Origin of the sequence: Streptomyces piniterrae (genome assembly GCF_005048155.1) — a bacterium.
GTDB lineage: Bacteria > Actinomycetota > Actinomycetes > Streptomycetales > Streptomycetaceae > Streptomyces > Streptomyces piniterrae.
The window spans coordinates 775264-788467 of sequence record NZ_SUMB01000003.1 but is presented as its reverse complement, the minus strand read 5'-3'; the positions used below and the strand labels follow the sequence as shown (position 1 = coordinate 788467).

The following is a 13204-nucleotide window of genomic DNA, read 5'->3' as shown; positions in this document are numbered from 1 at the left end:
AGTGGTTTAGACCATTCTTAGCACGTAGCCGAGGCATAAAGGAATCCATTGTTCCAAGTGGTTTGGACCACAGGCCGACCGGCCCCCTGATCCATGGACCAGGGGGCTGGTGTATGCGTGGCAAAAGGCCTGGTGGGGGCGGGTGAGACGGGGCGCTACTTGATGTTCTCCCGCTCCATCGCGTCGCCGACTTCTTCCGGCTCGCGGCCCGGAGTCGCCAGATTGAATTTCGTGATCGCGAATCGGAAGAGCGCGTAGTAGACGGCGGCGAAACACAAACCGATCGGAATGATCAGCCAGGGTTTGGTGGCCAGCCCCCAGTTGATGACGTAGTCGATCAGGCCGGCCGAGAAACTGAAACTGTCGTGCACCCCCAGCGCCCAGCTCACCGCCATCGACACACCCGTCAGCAGCGCGTGCAGCACATACAGCAGCGGCGCGATGAACAGGAACGAGTACTCGATCGGCTCGGTCACCCCGGTCACGAACGAGGTCAGCCCGACCGACAGCATCATCCCGGACACCTCCTTGCGGCGGTGCGGCTTGGCGCAGTGCGCGATCGCCAGGCCCGCGGCCGGCAGCGCGAACATCATGATCGGGAAGAACCCGGTCTCGAACTGACCCGCCGTCGGATCGCCGGCCAGGAACCGGTTGATGTCACCGTGCACCACCGTGCCGTCCGGCTTGGTGTAGTCGCCGAACTGGAACCAGACGAAGGTGTTCAGGAACTGGTGCAGGCCGATGACCAGCAGTGCGCGGTTGGCGACGCCGAAGAGGCCGGAGCCGATCCAGTCCAGGTCGGTCAGCCACTTGCTGAAGCTCGTCAGCGCGTCACCGACCGGCGGCCAGATCCACACGCAGACCACGGCGAACGCCACACCCACGAAGGCCATGACGATCGGCACCAGCCGGCGGCCGTTGAAGAAGCCCAGCCAGTCGACGAGCTTCACCCGGTGCAGGCGCTGCCACAGCCAGGCCGACAGGAGGCCCATGACGATGCCGCCGAAAACCCCCGGATTCTGGAACTCCGCCGGCGTCGCCGTCCCGTCCGGGACCACACACACGCCGGCCCACACACTCGCCTGTGTGTACTTCTGACCCGACTCGCAGTCCACCGGGAACTGGTGCAGCACCGAGTAGTAGACGAGGAAGCCGGCCACCGCGGCCAGCGCCGTCGAACCGTCCGACTTCCTCGCCATGCCGATCGCGACACCGATGCAGAACAGCAGCGGCAGACCCAGCCCCGAATCCAGCAGCGCGCCGCCCGCGCCCGCGAACACCTTGGCGACGTCGTCCCAGCCCAGCCCTTCCGCGCCGAACACATCCGGCTGGCCGAGCCGGTTGAGGATGCCCGCGGCCGGCAGCACGGCGATGGGGAGCTGGAGGCTGCGGCCCATCTTCTGCATGCCCTGGAACGCGGCGGAGGCCCGGCTCTTCTTCGGCGCCGCCGCCGCTGCGTTCGCACTCATCCCTGTCCTCCAGGCGGTCGGCCCGTCGACAACCGGTCCGATGCTTGCCGCATACTGATGGTCTACTGGTGGTGTAGACCACTCGTGGTGCGGTTCCGGCCTCCCGGAGCACACTCCGGGTGCTCGCCATCCTTCGGTAGAGAGCGGTCAAGCGCCCACATAGTTGGGCTAAACGTGCGTTACCGTGTGAAAACCGCTCGGCGGGATCGCCGGCGGCCGAGACAAGCAGGAGTGGACATGGCCAGCAAGGCTGAGAAGATCGTCGCCGGGCTCGGCGGACTCGACAACATCGAAGAGGTCGAGGGCTGCATCACCCGTCTCCGCACCGAGGTCAACGACGCCTCCCTCGTCGACGAGGCCGCCCTCAAGGCCGCCGGCGCCCACGGCGTCGTCAAGATGGGCACCGCGATCCAGGTCGTCATCGGCACCGACGCCGACCCGATCGCCGCCGAAATCGAAGACATGATGTGAGCTGACCAGCCCACTCGGGCCCCGTTCCGGACCCCCTGACCCGTACCGGAACGGGGCCCTCGGCATCGCGGATATTGCAGATAGTCTCTACGCCATGTCTCGCATCGACGGCCGCACCCCCGAACAGCTCCGCCCCGTCACCATCGAACGCGGCTGGAGCAAGCACGCCGAAGGCTCCGTCCTCATCTCCTTCGGCGACACCAAGGTCTTCTGCACCGCCTCCGTCACCGAGGGCGTCCCGCGCTGGCGCAAGGGCAGCGGCGAAGGCTGGGTCACCGCCGAGTACTCGATGCTGCCCCGGTCCACCAACACCCGCGGCGACCGCGAATCCGTACGCGGCAAGATCGGCGGCCGCACGCACGAGATCTCCCGCCTCATCGGGCGCTCGCTGCGCGCCGTCATCGACTACAAGGCCCTCGGCGAGAACACCATCGTCCTCGACTGCGACGTCCTCCAGGCCGACGGCGGCACCCGCACCGCCGCCATCACCGGCGCCTACGTCGCCCTCGCCGACGCCATCACCTGGGCCCGGCACAAGAAGCTCGTCAAGCACGGCCGCCAGCCCCTGACCGGGACGGTGAGCGCGGTCAGCGTCGGCATCGTCAACGGCCTCCCGCTGCTCGACCTCTGCTACGAGGAAGACGTCCGCGCCGAAACCGACATGAACGTCGTCTGCACCGGCGACGGCCGCTTCGTCGAGGTCCAGGGCACCGCCGAGGCCGAACCCTTCACCCGCGACGAACTCGGCTCCCTGCTCGACCTCGCCGCGGCCGGCTGCGCCGAACTCGACACCGTCCAGCGCGAGGCGCTCGCCGCCACGCTGTAACGGCAGGGACGGGACTGCCCGTTCCGTCCCCCGCCGTCCGATTCCCACCCCCGACCGCGGCGCCCCGGCAACCAAAGCAGGGCGCCGCGCGTTTGTTCCTTTGCCCGCGCACAACCAAGGAGAGGAACCACCCGATGGCTCCGCGTACGCACCGTCAGTTCCCGCACCGCCGCCCCGCCACCGCCGCCTTCGCCGCGCTCGCCGCCGGCGCGCTCGCGATACCGCTGCTCTCGGGCTGCGGAGCCGTCAGCAAGGCCATGGACTGCGCCAACACCGCGAACGCGATCGTCGACAGCGTCGGCAAACTCCAGCAGGCCGTCGGCAGCTCCCTCGACAACCCGCAGGAAGCCAAGCAGGCCCTCGACGCCATCGACCGGAACCTCGACAAGGTCGGCAAGTCCACCGACGACCCCGAGCTCTCCAAGGCCATCAACAAGATGAACACCGGCGTCAAGGACGCCCGCAAGGACATCGACAACGCGCAGGCCCCGGACCTCAAGCCCATCTCCGACGCGGCCGGCGACATGACCAAGATCTGCACCCCGGGATAATCGCTCCCATGCAGCCTCAGACCGCCGGGCACGGCGCAGCCCCGTCCCCCCGCCGCCTCATCCTCGCCACCCGCAACACCGGCAAGATCGTCGAACTCCGGTCCCTCCTCGAAGCCGCCGGCCTCGGTATCGAACTCGTCGGCGCCGACGCCTACCCCGAGATCCCGGACGTCAAGGAAACCGGCGTCACCTTCGCCGAGAACGCCCTGCTCAAGGCGCATGCCCTGGCCAGGGCCACCGGCCACCCGGCCGTCGCCGACGACTCCGGACTCTGTGTCGACGTCCTCGGCGGCGCCCCCGGCATCTTCTCCGCCCGCTGGGCCGGCAAGCACGGCGACGACCAGGCCAACCTGTCGCTCCTGCTCGCCCAGCTCGCCGACATCGACGACGCACACCGCGCCGCCCACTTCGCCTGCGCCGCCGCGCTCGCGCTCCCGGACGGCACCCAGCGCGTCGTCGAGGGCAAACTCGAAGGAACCCTCCGCCACACCCCCAGCGGCACCGGCGGCTTCGGCTACGACCCCATCCTCCAGCCCCTCGGCGAGACCCGTACCTGCGCCGAACTGACCCCCGCCGAGAAGAACGCGATCAGCCACCGGGGCCAGGCGTTCCGGGCGTTGGCGCCGGTCGTGGCGGAGTTGCTGGGCTGAACCCGGGCATCTGTACGACAAAGGGCCGGCCCGCGAACTCCGCGGGCCGGCCCTTCGTTTCCATGGTCAGTGCGGCCGGTGGGACTCGAACCCACATGGGATTTCTCCCAAGGGCACCTAAAACCCTCGCTTATACCTATTCAGCAACGGCCGCTCGACGACTGTCATAGTAGCGGGCTCGTCATATCAGGGACGCGGGGGCCGCGGGAGGTGCCGCGGCCTGCGCCTGAAGTGGGGCGTATCCGACCGGAGTTGAGCGATCCGGTAGGAGTCGGCGCTAGTCGAAGAGCGCGGACAGCCTCCGGAAGAGCCTGGCGAGCAGGTGTTTTCGCCCGGTGGACGGAGGCGGCGCGTCGGAGCCGGGCTCCTCGGACGCTCCGGGTTCTTCGGATTCTCCGGTCTCCTCGCCTCCTTCGGTCTTTTCGCTCCCGGCGGTCTCTTCGGACGCTGCGGGCGCCGGGACGTCCGCGCTCCCCGCCGTCGTGTCGTCGGTGTGTGGGGTCGTGGACTCCGGCGTGCTGCGCTGGGCCGGGGGTTTCGGTGTGGTGCGGGCGGCCTCGGCGCGTACGAGCGCGCCAAGGGCGGCGAAGACGTCGATGGGCATGCCGAATCTCCTGCGGTGTGGAAGTCCCGAGTGCGGATGACGGCAGGCCGCCGGTGCCCCACGGCCCCGCTGGGGGAGGGAGGCGGATGCGGCGGCCGGGTCAGATCAGCAGCGCAGGACGACCGTTCGCTGTGCGGGTTCGGCGGCGGGGGCCGTGACGACGGCCCAGTGGCGGGCGTCGCCCGGTGCCGCGATGGTGTGCTCGGCGGGGGAGTCCCCGATCGCCTTGCCGCCGGCCCCGGTCGGGACGTGGTGGCGGAGGTGGCAGGCCGAGGCGTGGGCGATGCGCCGGGCGCCGCTGCCCGGATGCTTCTTGGTGCTTCCGGTCGAGGTCAGTTCCGGATCCGTGCCGGCGCAGGGCCTTCGGGGCGCGGCGGACACGGCCGGGACGGACGCCGCGCGGACAGATGGCGCGCGGACGGACACGGCGGGGGCGGACGCCGCGGGGGCGCCGGCATGGGTCGGGCAGGTGCTGCGGTCGCAGTCCGGTCCGAGGGAGGAGTCGGTGGCGATTCCGGTGTGCAGCAGTGCCAGCAGCGCGAGCAGCAGCAGAACGCAAAAGCCGCCAGCGGCCGCGGAGCGGCGTGTGCTGACGGTGTAGCGCATATCACTCTCCCAACGCTCTTCCCGCATTAATCCCCTTGAAGAGGTCAAGGCACGCAAAAGATGCCGAAAGCGGGCGCGTTTCCACCCGAACCGGTTACCTGGTCGCACGTATGCGCGCAAGGGCGGGGTGTCGACCGCTCCGCGGCGCAACGGGCCTGTCCTGGGGGTCCGCTAGGGCCGGGAGGGCGCTTGTTACAGGACTGGTACACAGCCGCGCGGTCACCGAAGGATTCGGGCAATCAGGCTGTGTCGCGAGGAAGAGAGAGTGGACCTGTCGATTCCGCACTTTTCCGTAGAAGAGCTGTCGGTGAGTCGCCGAAGAGCTGGTGGGGGTACGGGGTGGGAGCCCCGGGAGGAGTACGTGATGACCGACCGCGCTGGGGCCCGCTGGGCTCGTGGGCGTACCGCTCTGGCGGCCTTCGTCGTGGTGACGGCGCTGGCGGCCGGCGGGGTGTGGTTCAGTCAGGCGTCGGATCGCGCGTCGGCGGTGGGCTCGGCGCCGAAGACCGCGGCGGTGCAGGACGTGAAGTCGCCCGGCAAGCCCTCGGGGGGCCTGCCGGGCGTACGCGACTGCGGCATGGGCGAGCCGGTGATCAAGCCGCAGGTGATCACGCTGGCCTGCGCGGACGCCGGGATGGTGGCCACCGAGATCACCTGGGACCGCTATGGCTCCCAGGAGGCGGAGGGCACCGGCGTGGTGCAGGTCGAGAAGACCGCGGCGGGCGCCGGGGTGGATGCCGGGTTCCCGGCGACGTTCCGGCTCTACGGCGCCGAGCCCGTCAAGGGCGGGCGGGCCTTCACCGGGCTCGAGGTGACGTACGAGGGCTCGACCCCGCTCGGGGACACGACGGAGATGTACAACCTCGCGTGATGGGCATCCGAGGCCGGATCGCCCTGGCCATTTCATGTGTGACGGCGCTGGCCGTGGTGGTGCTCGGGTTCGCCGTGCACCACATCGCCGATGCCGAGCGGGAACGGTCGGCACGGGCGTATCAGGACGACCGCCTGAGTTCCGCGCTGCAGATCTACGAGCGGGACGCCAAGCTGGTGCTGGGGGCGCAGCTGAACGACGCGACGCTGCCGTTGCCGCTGCGGGAGGCGGTGTTCAAGGGCCGCTCCGGGACGTATGTCAGCGGCGGCGAGGATCCGCGGGTGTGGGCGGCGACGGGTGTCAGCGCCGGTCCGGAGGCGGACGGGCCGATGCGGTCGCTGTCGGTGTCGGCGGCGTACCCGGACGACGATCCGGCCCAACTCGCCCTGGACCGGGCGCTGTTGATCGCCGGGTGCGGCACCGTCCTGCTGATGGCGGTGGTGTCGTGGTTCGTGGCGCAGCGGCTGTCGCGGCGGCTGCGGCTGAGCGCGGCGGCGGCGCGGCGGATCGCGGCGGGCGAGACGCCGGACGCGGACGCGCTGGCCAGTAACGGCCGCGACGAGGTGGCCGAGTTGGGGCGCAGCGTGCATCACATGGCGACGTCGCTGGCGGCCCGGGTGGAGGCGGAGCGGGAGTTCACCGCGGATGTGGCGCATGAGCTGCGGACGCCGGTGGCCGGACTGGTGGCCGCGGCGGAACTGCTGCCGCAGCCGCGTGCGGTGGAGCTGGTGCAGGACCGGGCGCAGGCGATGCGGCGGCTGGTGGAGGACCTGCTGGAGGTGTCCCGGCTGGACGCCGGTGTGGAGCGGGCGGATCTGGACGCCTGCGAGCTGCCGTCGCTGGTGCGCGGGATCGTGCAGCGGGCGGCCCGTCAGCGGGGGGTGTCCGAGGTGTCGGTGGCGGTGGAGGGCGAGCCGCGGATCGTGGAGACGGACCGGCGGCGGGTGGAGCGGGTGCTGGTCAATCTGCTGGCGAACGCGGCGAAGCACGGCAAGCCGCCGATAGAGGTGGTGGTCGAGGGCGCACGGATCGTGGTGCGGGACCACGGCCCCGGCTATCCGGCGGAGTTGTGCGCGGAGGGGCCGCGCCGGTTCCGTACGGCGGCACCCGAGCGGGGCACCGGGCACGGCCTGGGCCTGACGATCGCGGCGGGTCAGGCCGAGGTCCTCGGGGCGCGACTGGACTTCGGCGCCGCCGCGGAGGGCGGCGCCGAGGCCGTACTGGAACTGCCGGACCGGACGTCGATGGCACCGGTCCCCGAGGGGGCGTGCCCTTAGCGGGCGAGCCGGTGTGCCTCTGGGGGGCGAGGGGGGCGTGCCCCTAGGGGGTGGCTCGCGTCCTCGGGGGGCTTTTCTCGGGGGTTTCCCCTAGGGGGTGGTCGAACAGATCCCCTAGGGGTCGCGAGGGCCCCCTGCGGGTCCACAACGTGGGGGCGCGGGGCGGTATTCCCCGACGGGGCGTTCCCTGGGGGGCGTTCCCTGTGGGCCGCCCCCTGGGGGGTCGTTCGCTCCCTACAGGCCGAGATCCTTGATGATCTTGGCGACGTGGCCGGTGGCCTTGACGTTGTACAGCGCCCGCTCGACCTTGCCCTCCTCGTCGAGGATGACGGTCGAGCGGATCACGCCGGTGACGGTCTTGCCGTACAGCTTCTTCTCACCGAACGCGCCGTACGCCTCCAGGACCTTCTTGTCCGGGTCGCCGAGCAGCGTGACCTTGAGGTCCTCCTTCTCCCGGAACTTGGCGAGCTTCTCCGGCTTGTCGGGGGAGATGCCGATGACGTCGTAGCCGTGGCCGGCCAGGAAGTCGAGGTTGTCGGTGAAGTCGCAGGCCTGCTTGGTGCAGCCGGGGGTCAGGGCGGCCGGGTAGAAGTACACGATGACCTTGCGGCCCTTGTGGTCGGCGAGCGAGACCTGCTTGCCATCCGCGTCGGGGAGGGTGAAGGCGGGTGCGGCGTCGCCGGTCTGCAGTCGCTCACTCATGGATGGCTCTCCTCTGTGGTCGGTCGCGGGGAACGCGCGGGATCTGCGGGGATCCGTCTGCCCCGAGATTACGCAGCCGGGCCGCGGCATGGTGCCGGGGGCGCCGCCGGTGCGCGAAACGGGGGTGCTGTGGGGCGCGCCCGGACACGAGCTGACAGACTGTCCATCACGAATCGGCATGGACACGGTGGCCGGTTCCGTACGGGAGGACGGCGGCCGGTCGCGGTCCGCGTCCTCGTACGCATCGGCCCGAGACGACGGAGGCAGCGCGGTGTCGGAAGCCAGGACCCCTGCGCAGATCGAGGCGGACATCGCCCGCAGGCGGCAGGATCTCGCCGTGACGCTCGACGAGATCGGTGTGCGACTGCACCCGCAGACGATCATCGGCGATGCGAAGGCGAAGGCCGCGGCGGTGGTGGACCGCACCGCGGGGCGGGCGTATGTGGCCGCCAACCGGGCGGTGTCGGACGTGCGCGACCGTTTTGTGACGGAGGACGGGACGCCCCGGCTGGAGCGAATCGTTCCGGTGGCGCTGATCGGTGTCGCCGCGGTCGGCCTGCTGACGCTGCGCCGCGCCAAGCGGCGCCGCGGCTGAGGTGTTCTCACTGACCGCAGCCGACCGCGGCTCCCGCCCCGGTCCACCACGACGCGGGGCGCCGGGCGGTGGCGTGGTTGATGTGTTTTCTCTGGCCGCAGCCGACCGCGGCTCCCGCCCCGGTCCACCACGACGCGGGGCGCCGCGCCGGGCATGTACGGTCATGCCGTGAGCCCGAATAACACCAAGGACACCCACGACAAGCTGCCGATCCGGATGCTGCACGACCGTGTGCTGGTCCGGACGGACATCCCCGAGGGCGAGCGTCGCTCCAGCGGGGGCATCGTCATCCCGGCGACCGCCGCGGTCGGCCGCCGCCTGGCCTGGGCCGAGGTGGTCGCGGTCGGGCAGAACGTGCGGACCGTCGAGGTGGGCGACCGGGTGCTGTACGACCCGGAGGACCGGGCCGAGGTCGAGGTGCGCGGCGTGGCGTATGTGCTGATGCGGGAGCGCGATCTGCACGCGGTGGCCGCGGAGCGGCTGGAGGGCGCCGAGGACGCGACGGGGCTGTATCTGTAGCGATCTGTAGCGATCTGCAGAGAGCGGTAGAGATCCGCGGAGCCCGCGAAAACGGGCGGTGACCGAGGTCACCGCCCGTTTTGTGTGCCCTTTGCTAGCCTCGGGAGAACCCGACGAGACGCGCCGTACCGGGTCAGGACAAGACGACGCACCCCTGTTGAAGCTCGTATTCCACGGAGGTGCCGTCATGGCATGGATCCTGCTCGCCGTCGCCGGTCTGCTGGAGGTCGGCTGGTCGATCGGTATGAAGTTCACCGACGGCTTCACCCGGCTGTGGCCCAGTGTGTTCACCGGCGCGGGCATCGTCGTCAGCATGCTGCTGCTCTCGTACGCGGCCAGGACCCTGCCGATCGGTACCGCCTACGGCGTGTGGGTCGGCATCGGGGCGGCCGGCGCGGCGGTGGTCGGGATGCTGGTGCTCGGTGAGCCGGCGACCGCCGCCCGGATCTTCTTCATCGTGCTGCTGTTGGTGGCCGTGGTCGGGCTGAAGGCCACGTCCGGCCACTGAGCCGAAGGCGACGTCGGGCCCCTGAGAGGCGCCGGGCCGTGATGCCACGGCCCGTCAGCCGTCGCCGTCCCACTCGTTCCACTGCATGTCCCCTCCGACGTACTGCTGCTGCTGCGCCTCCGGCCCCACCGTCGGGAAGTCCTCCGTGGGCTCGGGGAACGTCGGCTCCTCGGTCGGGAAGGTGGGCTCGGGCGGTTCGGTCGGCTCGGTGGGGAAGTCGGTGGGCGGTTCGACGGTGGGCACCGGCGGTTCGAGGGTCGGCTCGGGCGGTGCCGGGGCGCTCGTGGTCGGCGGCGGCTCCTCGGCGCCCGGCTCCAGCTCCAGGTCGAAGTCACGGGCCGGCTTGCCCTCCAGCGCGGCCGCGGTGTAGTCGGCCCAGATCTCGGCGGGGAAGCCGCCGCCGTTGATCCGCGGCAGGCCCGCCGCGCCGTACAGCGGCTCCTGCGCGGCGCTCTTGGGGTTCTGGCCCAGTACGGCGACCACGGTGGCGAGGTCGGGCGTGTAGCCGGCGAACCAGGCGGCCTTGTCCTCCTCCGCGGTGCCGGTCTTGCCCGCCGCGGGCCGGCCGGCGGCCTGGGCGGCGGTGGCGGTGCCGCCTTCGACGACGCTGCGCAGGATCGAGGTGGTGGTGTCGGCGGCGTCGCGCGCGATGGCGGTGCCCTCGGGCCGCTCGGGCAGTTCGAGGTCGTCGCCGCTCTTGGAGACCTTGTCGACCAGCGTGTACGGCCGCTGCCGGCCGTGGTTGGCGAACGTCGCGTACACCTGCGTCATGTTCAGGACGCTGGGCGTGGCGGTGCCCAGCGAGATCGCGCCCTGGGACGAGGCGAGGCTCGGGGTGTCGGCGGGAATGCCGAGATCGACGGCGGTGTTCTTGACCTTGGTGGGGCCGACGTCGATGCCCATCTGGGCGTAGACGGCGTTGACGGACTTGTCGGTGGCTTCGGTGACGGTGATCGGACCGTAGGAGCGGTCGTCCTCGTTGGCGGGCGCGAAGCCGGTGGGGGAGCCGTTGCTGACGGTCATCCGCTTGTTGGTGCCGTCGTAGATGGTGTGGGGGGTGATGGGGACGCCGTCCTGTGTGGTGGCGTCGTTCTGGACGGCGGAGGCGAAGACGATCGGCTTGAAGGTGGAGCCGACCTGGTAGTCGCGGCGGGTGGCGCCGTTGACGTACTGCTTGGCGTAGTCGATGCCGCCGTAGAGGGCGACGACCCGGCCGGTTTCGGGGTCGATGGAGGAGCCGCCGGCGCGGACGTAGCTGTCGACCTTCCGTTTGTCGCTGAGCTTGTCCATCAGCCGTGTGTTGACCGCGTCGACGAACGCGTTCTGACGTTTCTTGCTGATCGTGGTGGTGATGCGGTAGCCGCCGGCCCGCAGGGTGTCCTCGTCGAGGATCTTGTTGGTGGTCAGATAGTCCTTGACCGCCTCGACGAGATAGCCGCGCTGGCCGCTGAGTCCGGCGGACGCCTTGACCGGTTCCGGCTTGGGGAACTTCATCGCGGACTGCTGGGACCGGCTGAGCCACTTCTTCTTGACCATGCCGTCCAGCACATAGTTCCAACGCGCCAGCGCCCGCGGCTTGTTCTCCGGGCGGGCGACGACGTCGTACGCGCTGGGCGCGTTGAGAAGAGTGGCCAGGTAGGCGCCCTCGGCGGTGGTCAGCTCCTCGGAGTTCTTGCCGTAGTAGGCCTGGGCGGCGGCCTGGATGCCGTACGCGTTGCGGCCGTAGTAGCTGGAGTTGAGATAGCCCTCCAGGATGTCGTTCTTGCTCACCTCGCGGTCCAGCTTGATCGCGATGAAGAACTCCTTGGCCTTGCGGGTGACGGTCTGTTCCTGGCCCAGGTAGTAGTTCTTGACGTACTGCTGGGTGATGGTCGAACCGGACTGCTTGCCCTTGCCGGTGAGGGTGTTCCAGCCGGCCCGCAGCATCGCGAGCGGGTCGACGGCGGACTCGGAGTAGAAGTCGCGGTCCTCGGCGGCGAGCACGGCCCGCTGGACGGACCGGGGGATCTGACTGAGCGACACGTTCTCCCGGTTGACGTCGCCGTCGCGGGCCAGCTCCGTACCGTTGGAGTACAGATAGACATTGCTCTGGGCCTTGGCCGCGGCGTTGGCCGGCGGAATGTCGACGAGCAGATAGCCGGCGATCAGCCCGCCCACGATCAGCAGCAGGATCCCCAGCACGGTGCCGAGCACCACCCGCCAGGTCGGCACGAAGCGACGCCAGCCGGTGCGCGGCGGCTTGGCGGCCCCGGCGCCGCTGGCCGCCGCGCCGCTGCCCTCCGCGCCGCTCCCCTCGGGCTCACTCGCCCCTGTCTCACTCGCCTCGGTCTCGCTCCCCCCGGCACCGTCCCCGCCCGCCGTCGGCGCGTCGGGACGCGGCCCCCACTGCGGGGGGCCGGTGTGCTCCGGGCCGTCGTGCTGCGGATCGTCGCTCATGTCTTTATGGACTCCTCGGCCGCCGCCGAGGGTTGTGCCGCGGCGGATCGGCGTCGTAGCGGGGGCGGTCTGGCCCGTGCGGTCTCGGTCCCGTGCGGTCTCCGTCCGGCGCCGGAACGGAAACTGCCGCTCGGTCAGAAACTGTCGCATCATGCGTTCCAGTCAAGGGGGGCGGCGCGCACCTGTCACCGCCTCGTGACCGGCCGAACGGCCGCCGCGGCTCACCCGGAAGGGTGATAAATCGATGGTGTGGTCCGCGTTCACGCGGCTACGCTCCGGTGCTCGCGATCGGACGGCGGAAGGCTGGGAGGGGAAGCGGACGTGCTGTACACGGCGGTGGCGGCCGGCAGCTTCCGGCGTTACGCCACGTACCGGATGGCCACCGTGGCGGGCGTCTTCACCAACACCGTCTTCGGGTTCATCGTCGCCTACACCTATATCGCGCTGTGGGACGAACGGCCGCATCTGGGCGGCTACGACCAGGCGCAGGCGGTGACGTTCGTGTGGACCGGGCAGGCGCTGCTGGCGTCCGTGGCCCTGCTCATCGGCGGGGTGGGCGAGTTGCAGGAGCGGATCCGGACCGGCGACATCGCCGTGGACCTCTACCGGCCCGCCGACCTCCAGCTGTGGTGGCTGTCCGCCGATCTGGGGCGGGCGGCGCTGCAACTGCTCGGGCGCGGGGTGGTGCCGATGGCGGTGGGCGCCCTGTTCTTCCCGCTCGCCCTGCCGGCCGACGCGCTGACCTGGGCCTGTTTCCTGCTGTCCACGACGCTGGCGGTGGTGGTCAGCTTCGCGCTGCGCTATCTCGTCGCCCTGGCCTGCTTCTGGCTGCTGGACGGCTCGGGCCTGGCCATGATCAGCGGGCTGGCCTGCATGTTCTTCTCGGGGATGGTGCTGCCGCTGCGGGTCTTCCCGGGCGGCTTCGGCGAGCTCGCCCAGCTGCTGCCGTGGGCGGCGATGCTCCAGGTGCCGGCGGATGTGCTGCTGGGCGCGCGGACCGGCGGATCGCTGCTGCGGGGGCTGGCGTTCCAGGCGATGTGGGGTGTGCTGCTGCTGGCGGCGGGACGGCTGGTGCAGAGCGCCGCCACCCGCAAGGTGGTGGTGCACGGTGGCTAGCCG

Annotated in this window: 15 protein-coding genes, 1 tRNA gene and 1 riboswitch; of the genes, 10 read left to right on the top strand and 6 right to left on the bottom strand. The window is 70.5% G+C overall.

The window, feature by feature from the left end:
- Nucleotides 1-155: 155 nt before the first annotated feature.
- Entirely contained in the window at nt 156-1469 is a 1314-nt protein-coding gene (locus FCH28_RS12210) for a PTS transporter subunit EIIC (protein ID WP_136739823.1), read from the bottom strand.
- Nucleotides 1470-1526: 57 nt separating this feature from the next.
- Here FCH28_RS12210 and FCH28_RS39690 point away from each other — a divergent pair, with 57 nt between their 5' ends.
- The 4 genes from FCH28_RS39690 (at nt 1527) to rdgB (ending at nt 3967) form a co-directional block, all read left to right on the top strand.
- The gene (locus FCH28_RS39690) at nt 1527-1940 is read left to right on the top strand and encodes a PTS sugar transporter subunit IIB (protein WP_281289688.1); all 414 of its coding nucleotides are present in this window, start codon (nt 1527-1529) and stop codon (nt 1938-1940) included.
- Nucleotides 1941-2034: 94 nt separating this feature from the next.
- On the top strand, nt 2035-2766 hold the full coding sequence (gene rph / locus FCH28_RS12200; RefSeq protein ID WP_136739822.1) for a ribonuclease PH: 732 nt from the start codon (nt 2035-2037) through the stop codon (nt 2764-2766).
- Between the two features lie 134 nt (nt 2767-2900).
- Entirely contained in the window at nt 2901-3317 is a 417-nt protein-coding gene (locus FCH28_RS12195) for a hypothetical protein (protein ID WP_136739821.1), read from the top strand.
- A gap of 8 nt (nt 3318-3325) precedes the next feature.
- Nucleotides 3326-3967 carry an RdgB/HAM1 family non-canonical purine NTP pyrophosphatase gene (gene rdgB, locus FCH28_RS12190; RefSeq protein ID WP_136739820.1) on the top strand — a complete coding sequence of 214 codons (642 nt, stop codon included), beginning with the start codon at nt 3326-3328 and terminating at the stop codon, nt 3965-3967.
- A 70-nt stretch (nt 3968-4037) separates the two neighbouring features.
- Here the strand turns inward: rdgB and FCH28_RS12185 are convergent.
- From FCH28_RS12185 to FCH28_RS12175, 3 genes are all read right to left on the bottom strand, one after another.
- Nucleotides 4038-4121 (bottom strand) — tRNA-Leu (locus tag FCH28_RS12185).
- Nucleotides 4122-4244: 123 nt separating this feature from the next.
- On the bottom strand, nt 4245-4571 hold the full coding sequence (locus tag FCH28_RS12180) for a hypothetical protein (protein ID WP_136739819.1): 327 nt from the start codon (nt 4569-4571) through the stop codon (nt 4245-4247).
- 105 nt (nt 4572-4676) lie between these two features.
- The gene (locus FCH28_RS12175) at nt 4677-5177 is read right to left on the bottom strand and encodes a hypothetical protein (RefSeq protein WP_136739818.1); all 501 of its coding nucleotides are present in this window, start codon (nt 5175-5177) and stop codon (nt 4677-4679) included.
- A gap of 364 nt (nt 5178-5541) precedes the next feature.
- Here FCH28_RS12175 and FCH28_RS12170 point away from each other — a divergent pair, with 364 nt between their 5' ends.
- Together FCH28_RS12170 and FCH28_RS12165 are read left to right on the top strand one after the other, a co-directional pair.
- Nucleotides 5542-6048: a hypothetical protein gene (locus FCH28_RS12170; protein WP_136739817.1), complete on the top strand. Its 507-nt coding sequence runs from the start codon at nt 5542-5544 to the stop codon at nt 6046-6048.
- Entirely contained in the window at nt 6048-7325 is a 1278-nt protein-coding gene (locus FCH28_RS12165) for a sensor histidine kinase (protein ID WP_136739816.1), read from the top strand. The genes FCH28_RS12170 and FCH28_RS12165 overlap by 1 nt, the downstream gene beginning before the upstream one ends.
- Before the next feature lie 234 nt (nt 7326-7559).
- On the opposite strand, the gene bcp is transcribed toward FCH28_RS12165, so the two are convergent.
- On the bottom strand, nt 7560-8027 hold the full coding sequence (bcp, locus tag FCH28_RS12160) for a thioredoxin-dependent thiol peroxidase (RefSeq protein ID WP_136739815.1): 468 nt from the start codon (nt 8025-8027) through the stop codon (nt 7560-7562).
- Between the two features lie 271 nt (nt 8028-8298).
- On the opposite strand from bcp, the gene FCH28_RS12155 reads away from it, so the two are divergent.
- The 3 genes from FCH28_RS12155 to FCH28_RS12145 all read left to right on the top strand — a co-directional run bounded on the left by FCH28_RS12155 (nt 8299) and on the right by FCH28_RS12145 (nt 9649).
- On the top strand, nt 8299-8622 hold the full coding sequence (locus tag FCH28_RS12155; protein ID WP_136739971.1) for a DUF3618 domain-containing protein: 324 nt from the start codon (nt 8299-8301) through the stop codon (nt 8620-8622).
- Nucleotides 8623-8838: 216 nt separating this feature from the next.
- On the top strand, nt 8839-9141 hold the full coding sequence (locus tag FCH28_RS12150) for a GroES family chaperonin (RefSeq protein WP_048828920.1): 303 nt from the start codon (nt 8839-8841) through the stop codon (nt 9139-9141).
- A gap of 94 nt (nt 9142-9235) precedes the next feature.
- Nucleotides 9236-9294: riboswitch (guanidine-III (ykkC-III) riboswitch) on the top strand.
- Nucleotides 9295-9328: 34 nt separating this feature from the next.
- Nucleotides 9329-9649 (top strand): DMT family transporter, encoded by a 321-nt coding sequence (locus FCH28_RS12145; RefSeq protein WP_136739813.1) that lies wholly within the window; start codon nt 9329-9331, stop codon nt 9647-9649.
- 54 nt (nt 9650-9703) lie between these two features.
- On the opposite strand, the gene FCH28_RS12140 is transcribed toward FCH28_RS12145, so the two are convergent.
- Nucleotides 9704-12085, bottom strand: a complete 2382-nt coding sequence (locus FCH28_RS12140) for a transglycosylase domain-containing protein (protein ID WP_246102675.1) — start codon at nt 12083-12085, stop codon at nt 9704-9706.
- Nucleotides 12086-12406: 321 nt separating this feature from the next.
- Between FCH28_RS12140 and FCH28_RS39120 the strand changes: the two genes are divergently transcribed.
- Nucleotides 12407-13201 carry an ABC transporter permease gene (locus FCH28_RS39120; protein ID WP_136739812.1) on the top strand — a complete coding sequence of 265 codons (795 nt, stop codon included), beginning with the start codon at nt 12407-12409 and terminating at the stop codon, nt 13199-13201.
- Nucleotides 13202-13204: the final 3 nt, after the last annotated feature.

Bases quoted from the DNA above. Each gene is read 5' to 3' on its own strand.
- FCH28_RS12210 (WP_136739823.1), bottom strand. From the start codon at position 1,469: ATGAGTGCGAACGCAGCGGCGGCGGCGCCGAAGAAGAGCCGGGCCTCC.
- FCH28_RS39690 (WP_281289688.1), top strand. From the start codon at position 1,527: ATGGTCTACTGGTGGTGTAGACCACTCGTGGTGCGGTTCCGGCCTCCC.
- rph (WP_136739822.1), top strand. From the start codon at position 2,035: ATGTCTCGCATCGACGGCCGCACCCCCGAACAGCTCCGCCCCGTCACC.
- FCH28_RS12195 (WP_136739821.1), top strand. From the start codon at position 2,901: ATGGCTCCGCGTACGCACCGTCAGTTCCCGCACCGCCGCCCCGCCACC.
- rdgB (WP_136739820.1), top strand. From the start codon at position 3,326: ATGCAGCCTCAGACCGCCGGGCACGGCGCAGCCCCGTCCCCCCGCCGC.
- FCH28_RS12180 (WP_136739819.1), bottom strand. From the start codon at position 4,571: ATGCCCATCGACGTCTTCGCCGCCCTTGGCGCGCTCGTACGCGCCGAG.
- FCH28_RS12175 (WP_136739818.1), bottom strand. From the start codon at position 5,177: ATGCGCTACACCGTCAGCACACGCCGCTCCGCGGCCGCTGGCGGCTTT.
- FCH28_RS12170 (WP_136739817.1), top strand. From the start codon at position 5,542: ATGACCGACCGCGCTGGGGCCCGCTGGGCTCGTGGGCGTACCGCTCTG.
- FCH28_RS12165 (WP_136739816.1), top strand. From the start codon at position 6,048: ATGGGCATCCGAGGCCGGATCGCCCTGGCCATTTCATGTGTGACGGCG.
- bcp (WP_136739815.1), bottom strand. From the start codon at position 8,027: ATGAGTGAGCGACTGCAGACCGGCGACGCCGCACCCGCCTTCACCCTC.
- FCH28_RS12150 (WP_048828920.1), top strand. From the start codon at position 8,839: ATGCTGCACGACCGTGTGCTGGTCCGGACGGACATCCCCGAGGGCGAG.
- FCH28_RS12145 (WP_136739813.1), top strand. From the start codon at position 9,329: ATGGCATGGATCCTGCTCGCCGTCGCCGGTCTGCTGGAGGTCGGCTGG.
- FCH28_RS12140 (WP_246102675.1), bottom strand. From the start codon at position 12,085: ATGAGCGACGATCCGCAGCACGACGGCCCGGAGCACACCGGCCCCCCG.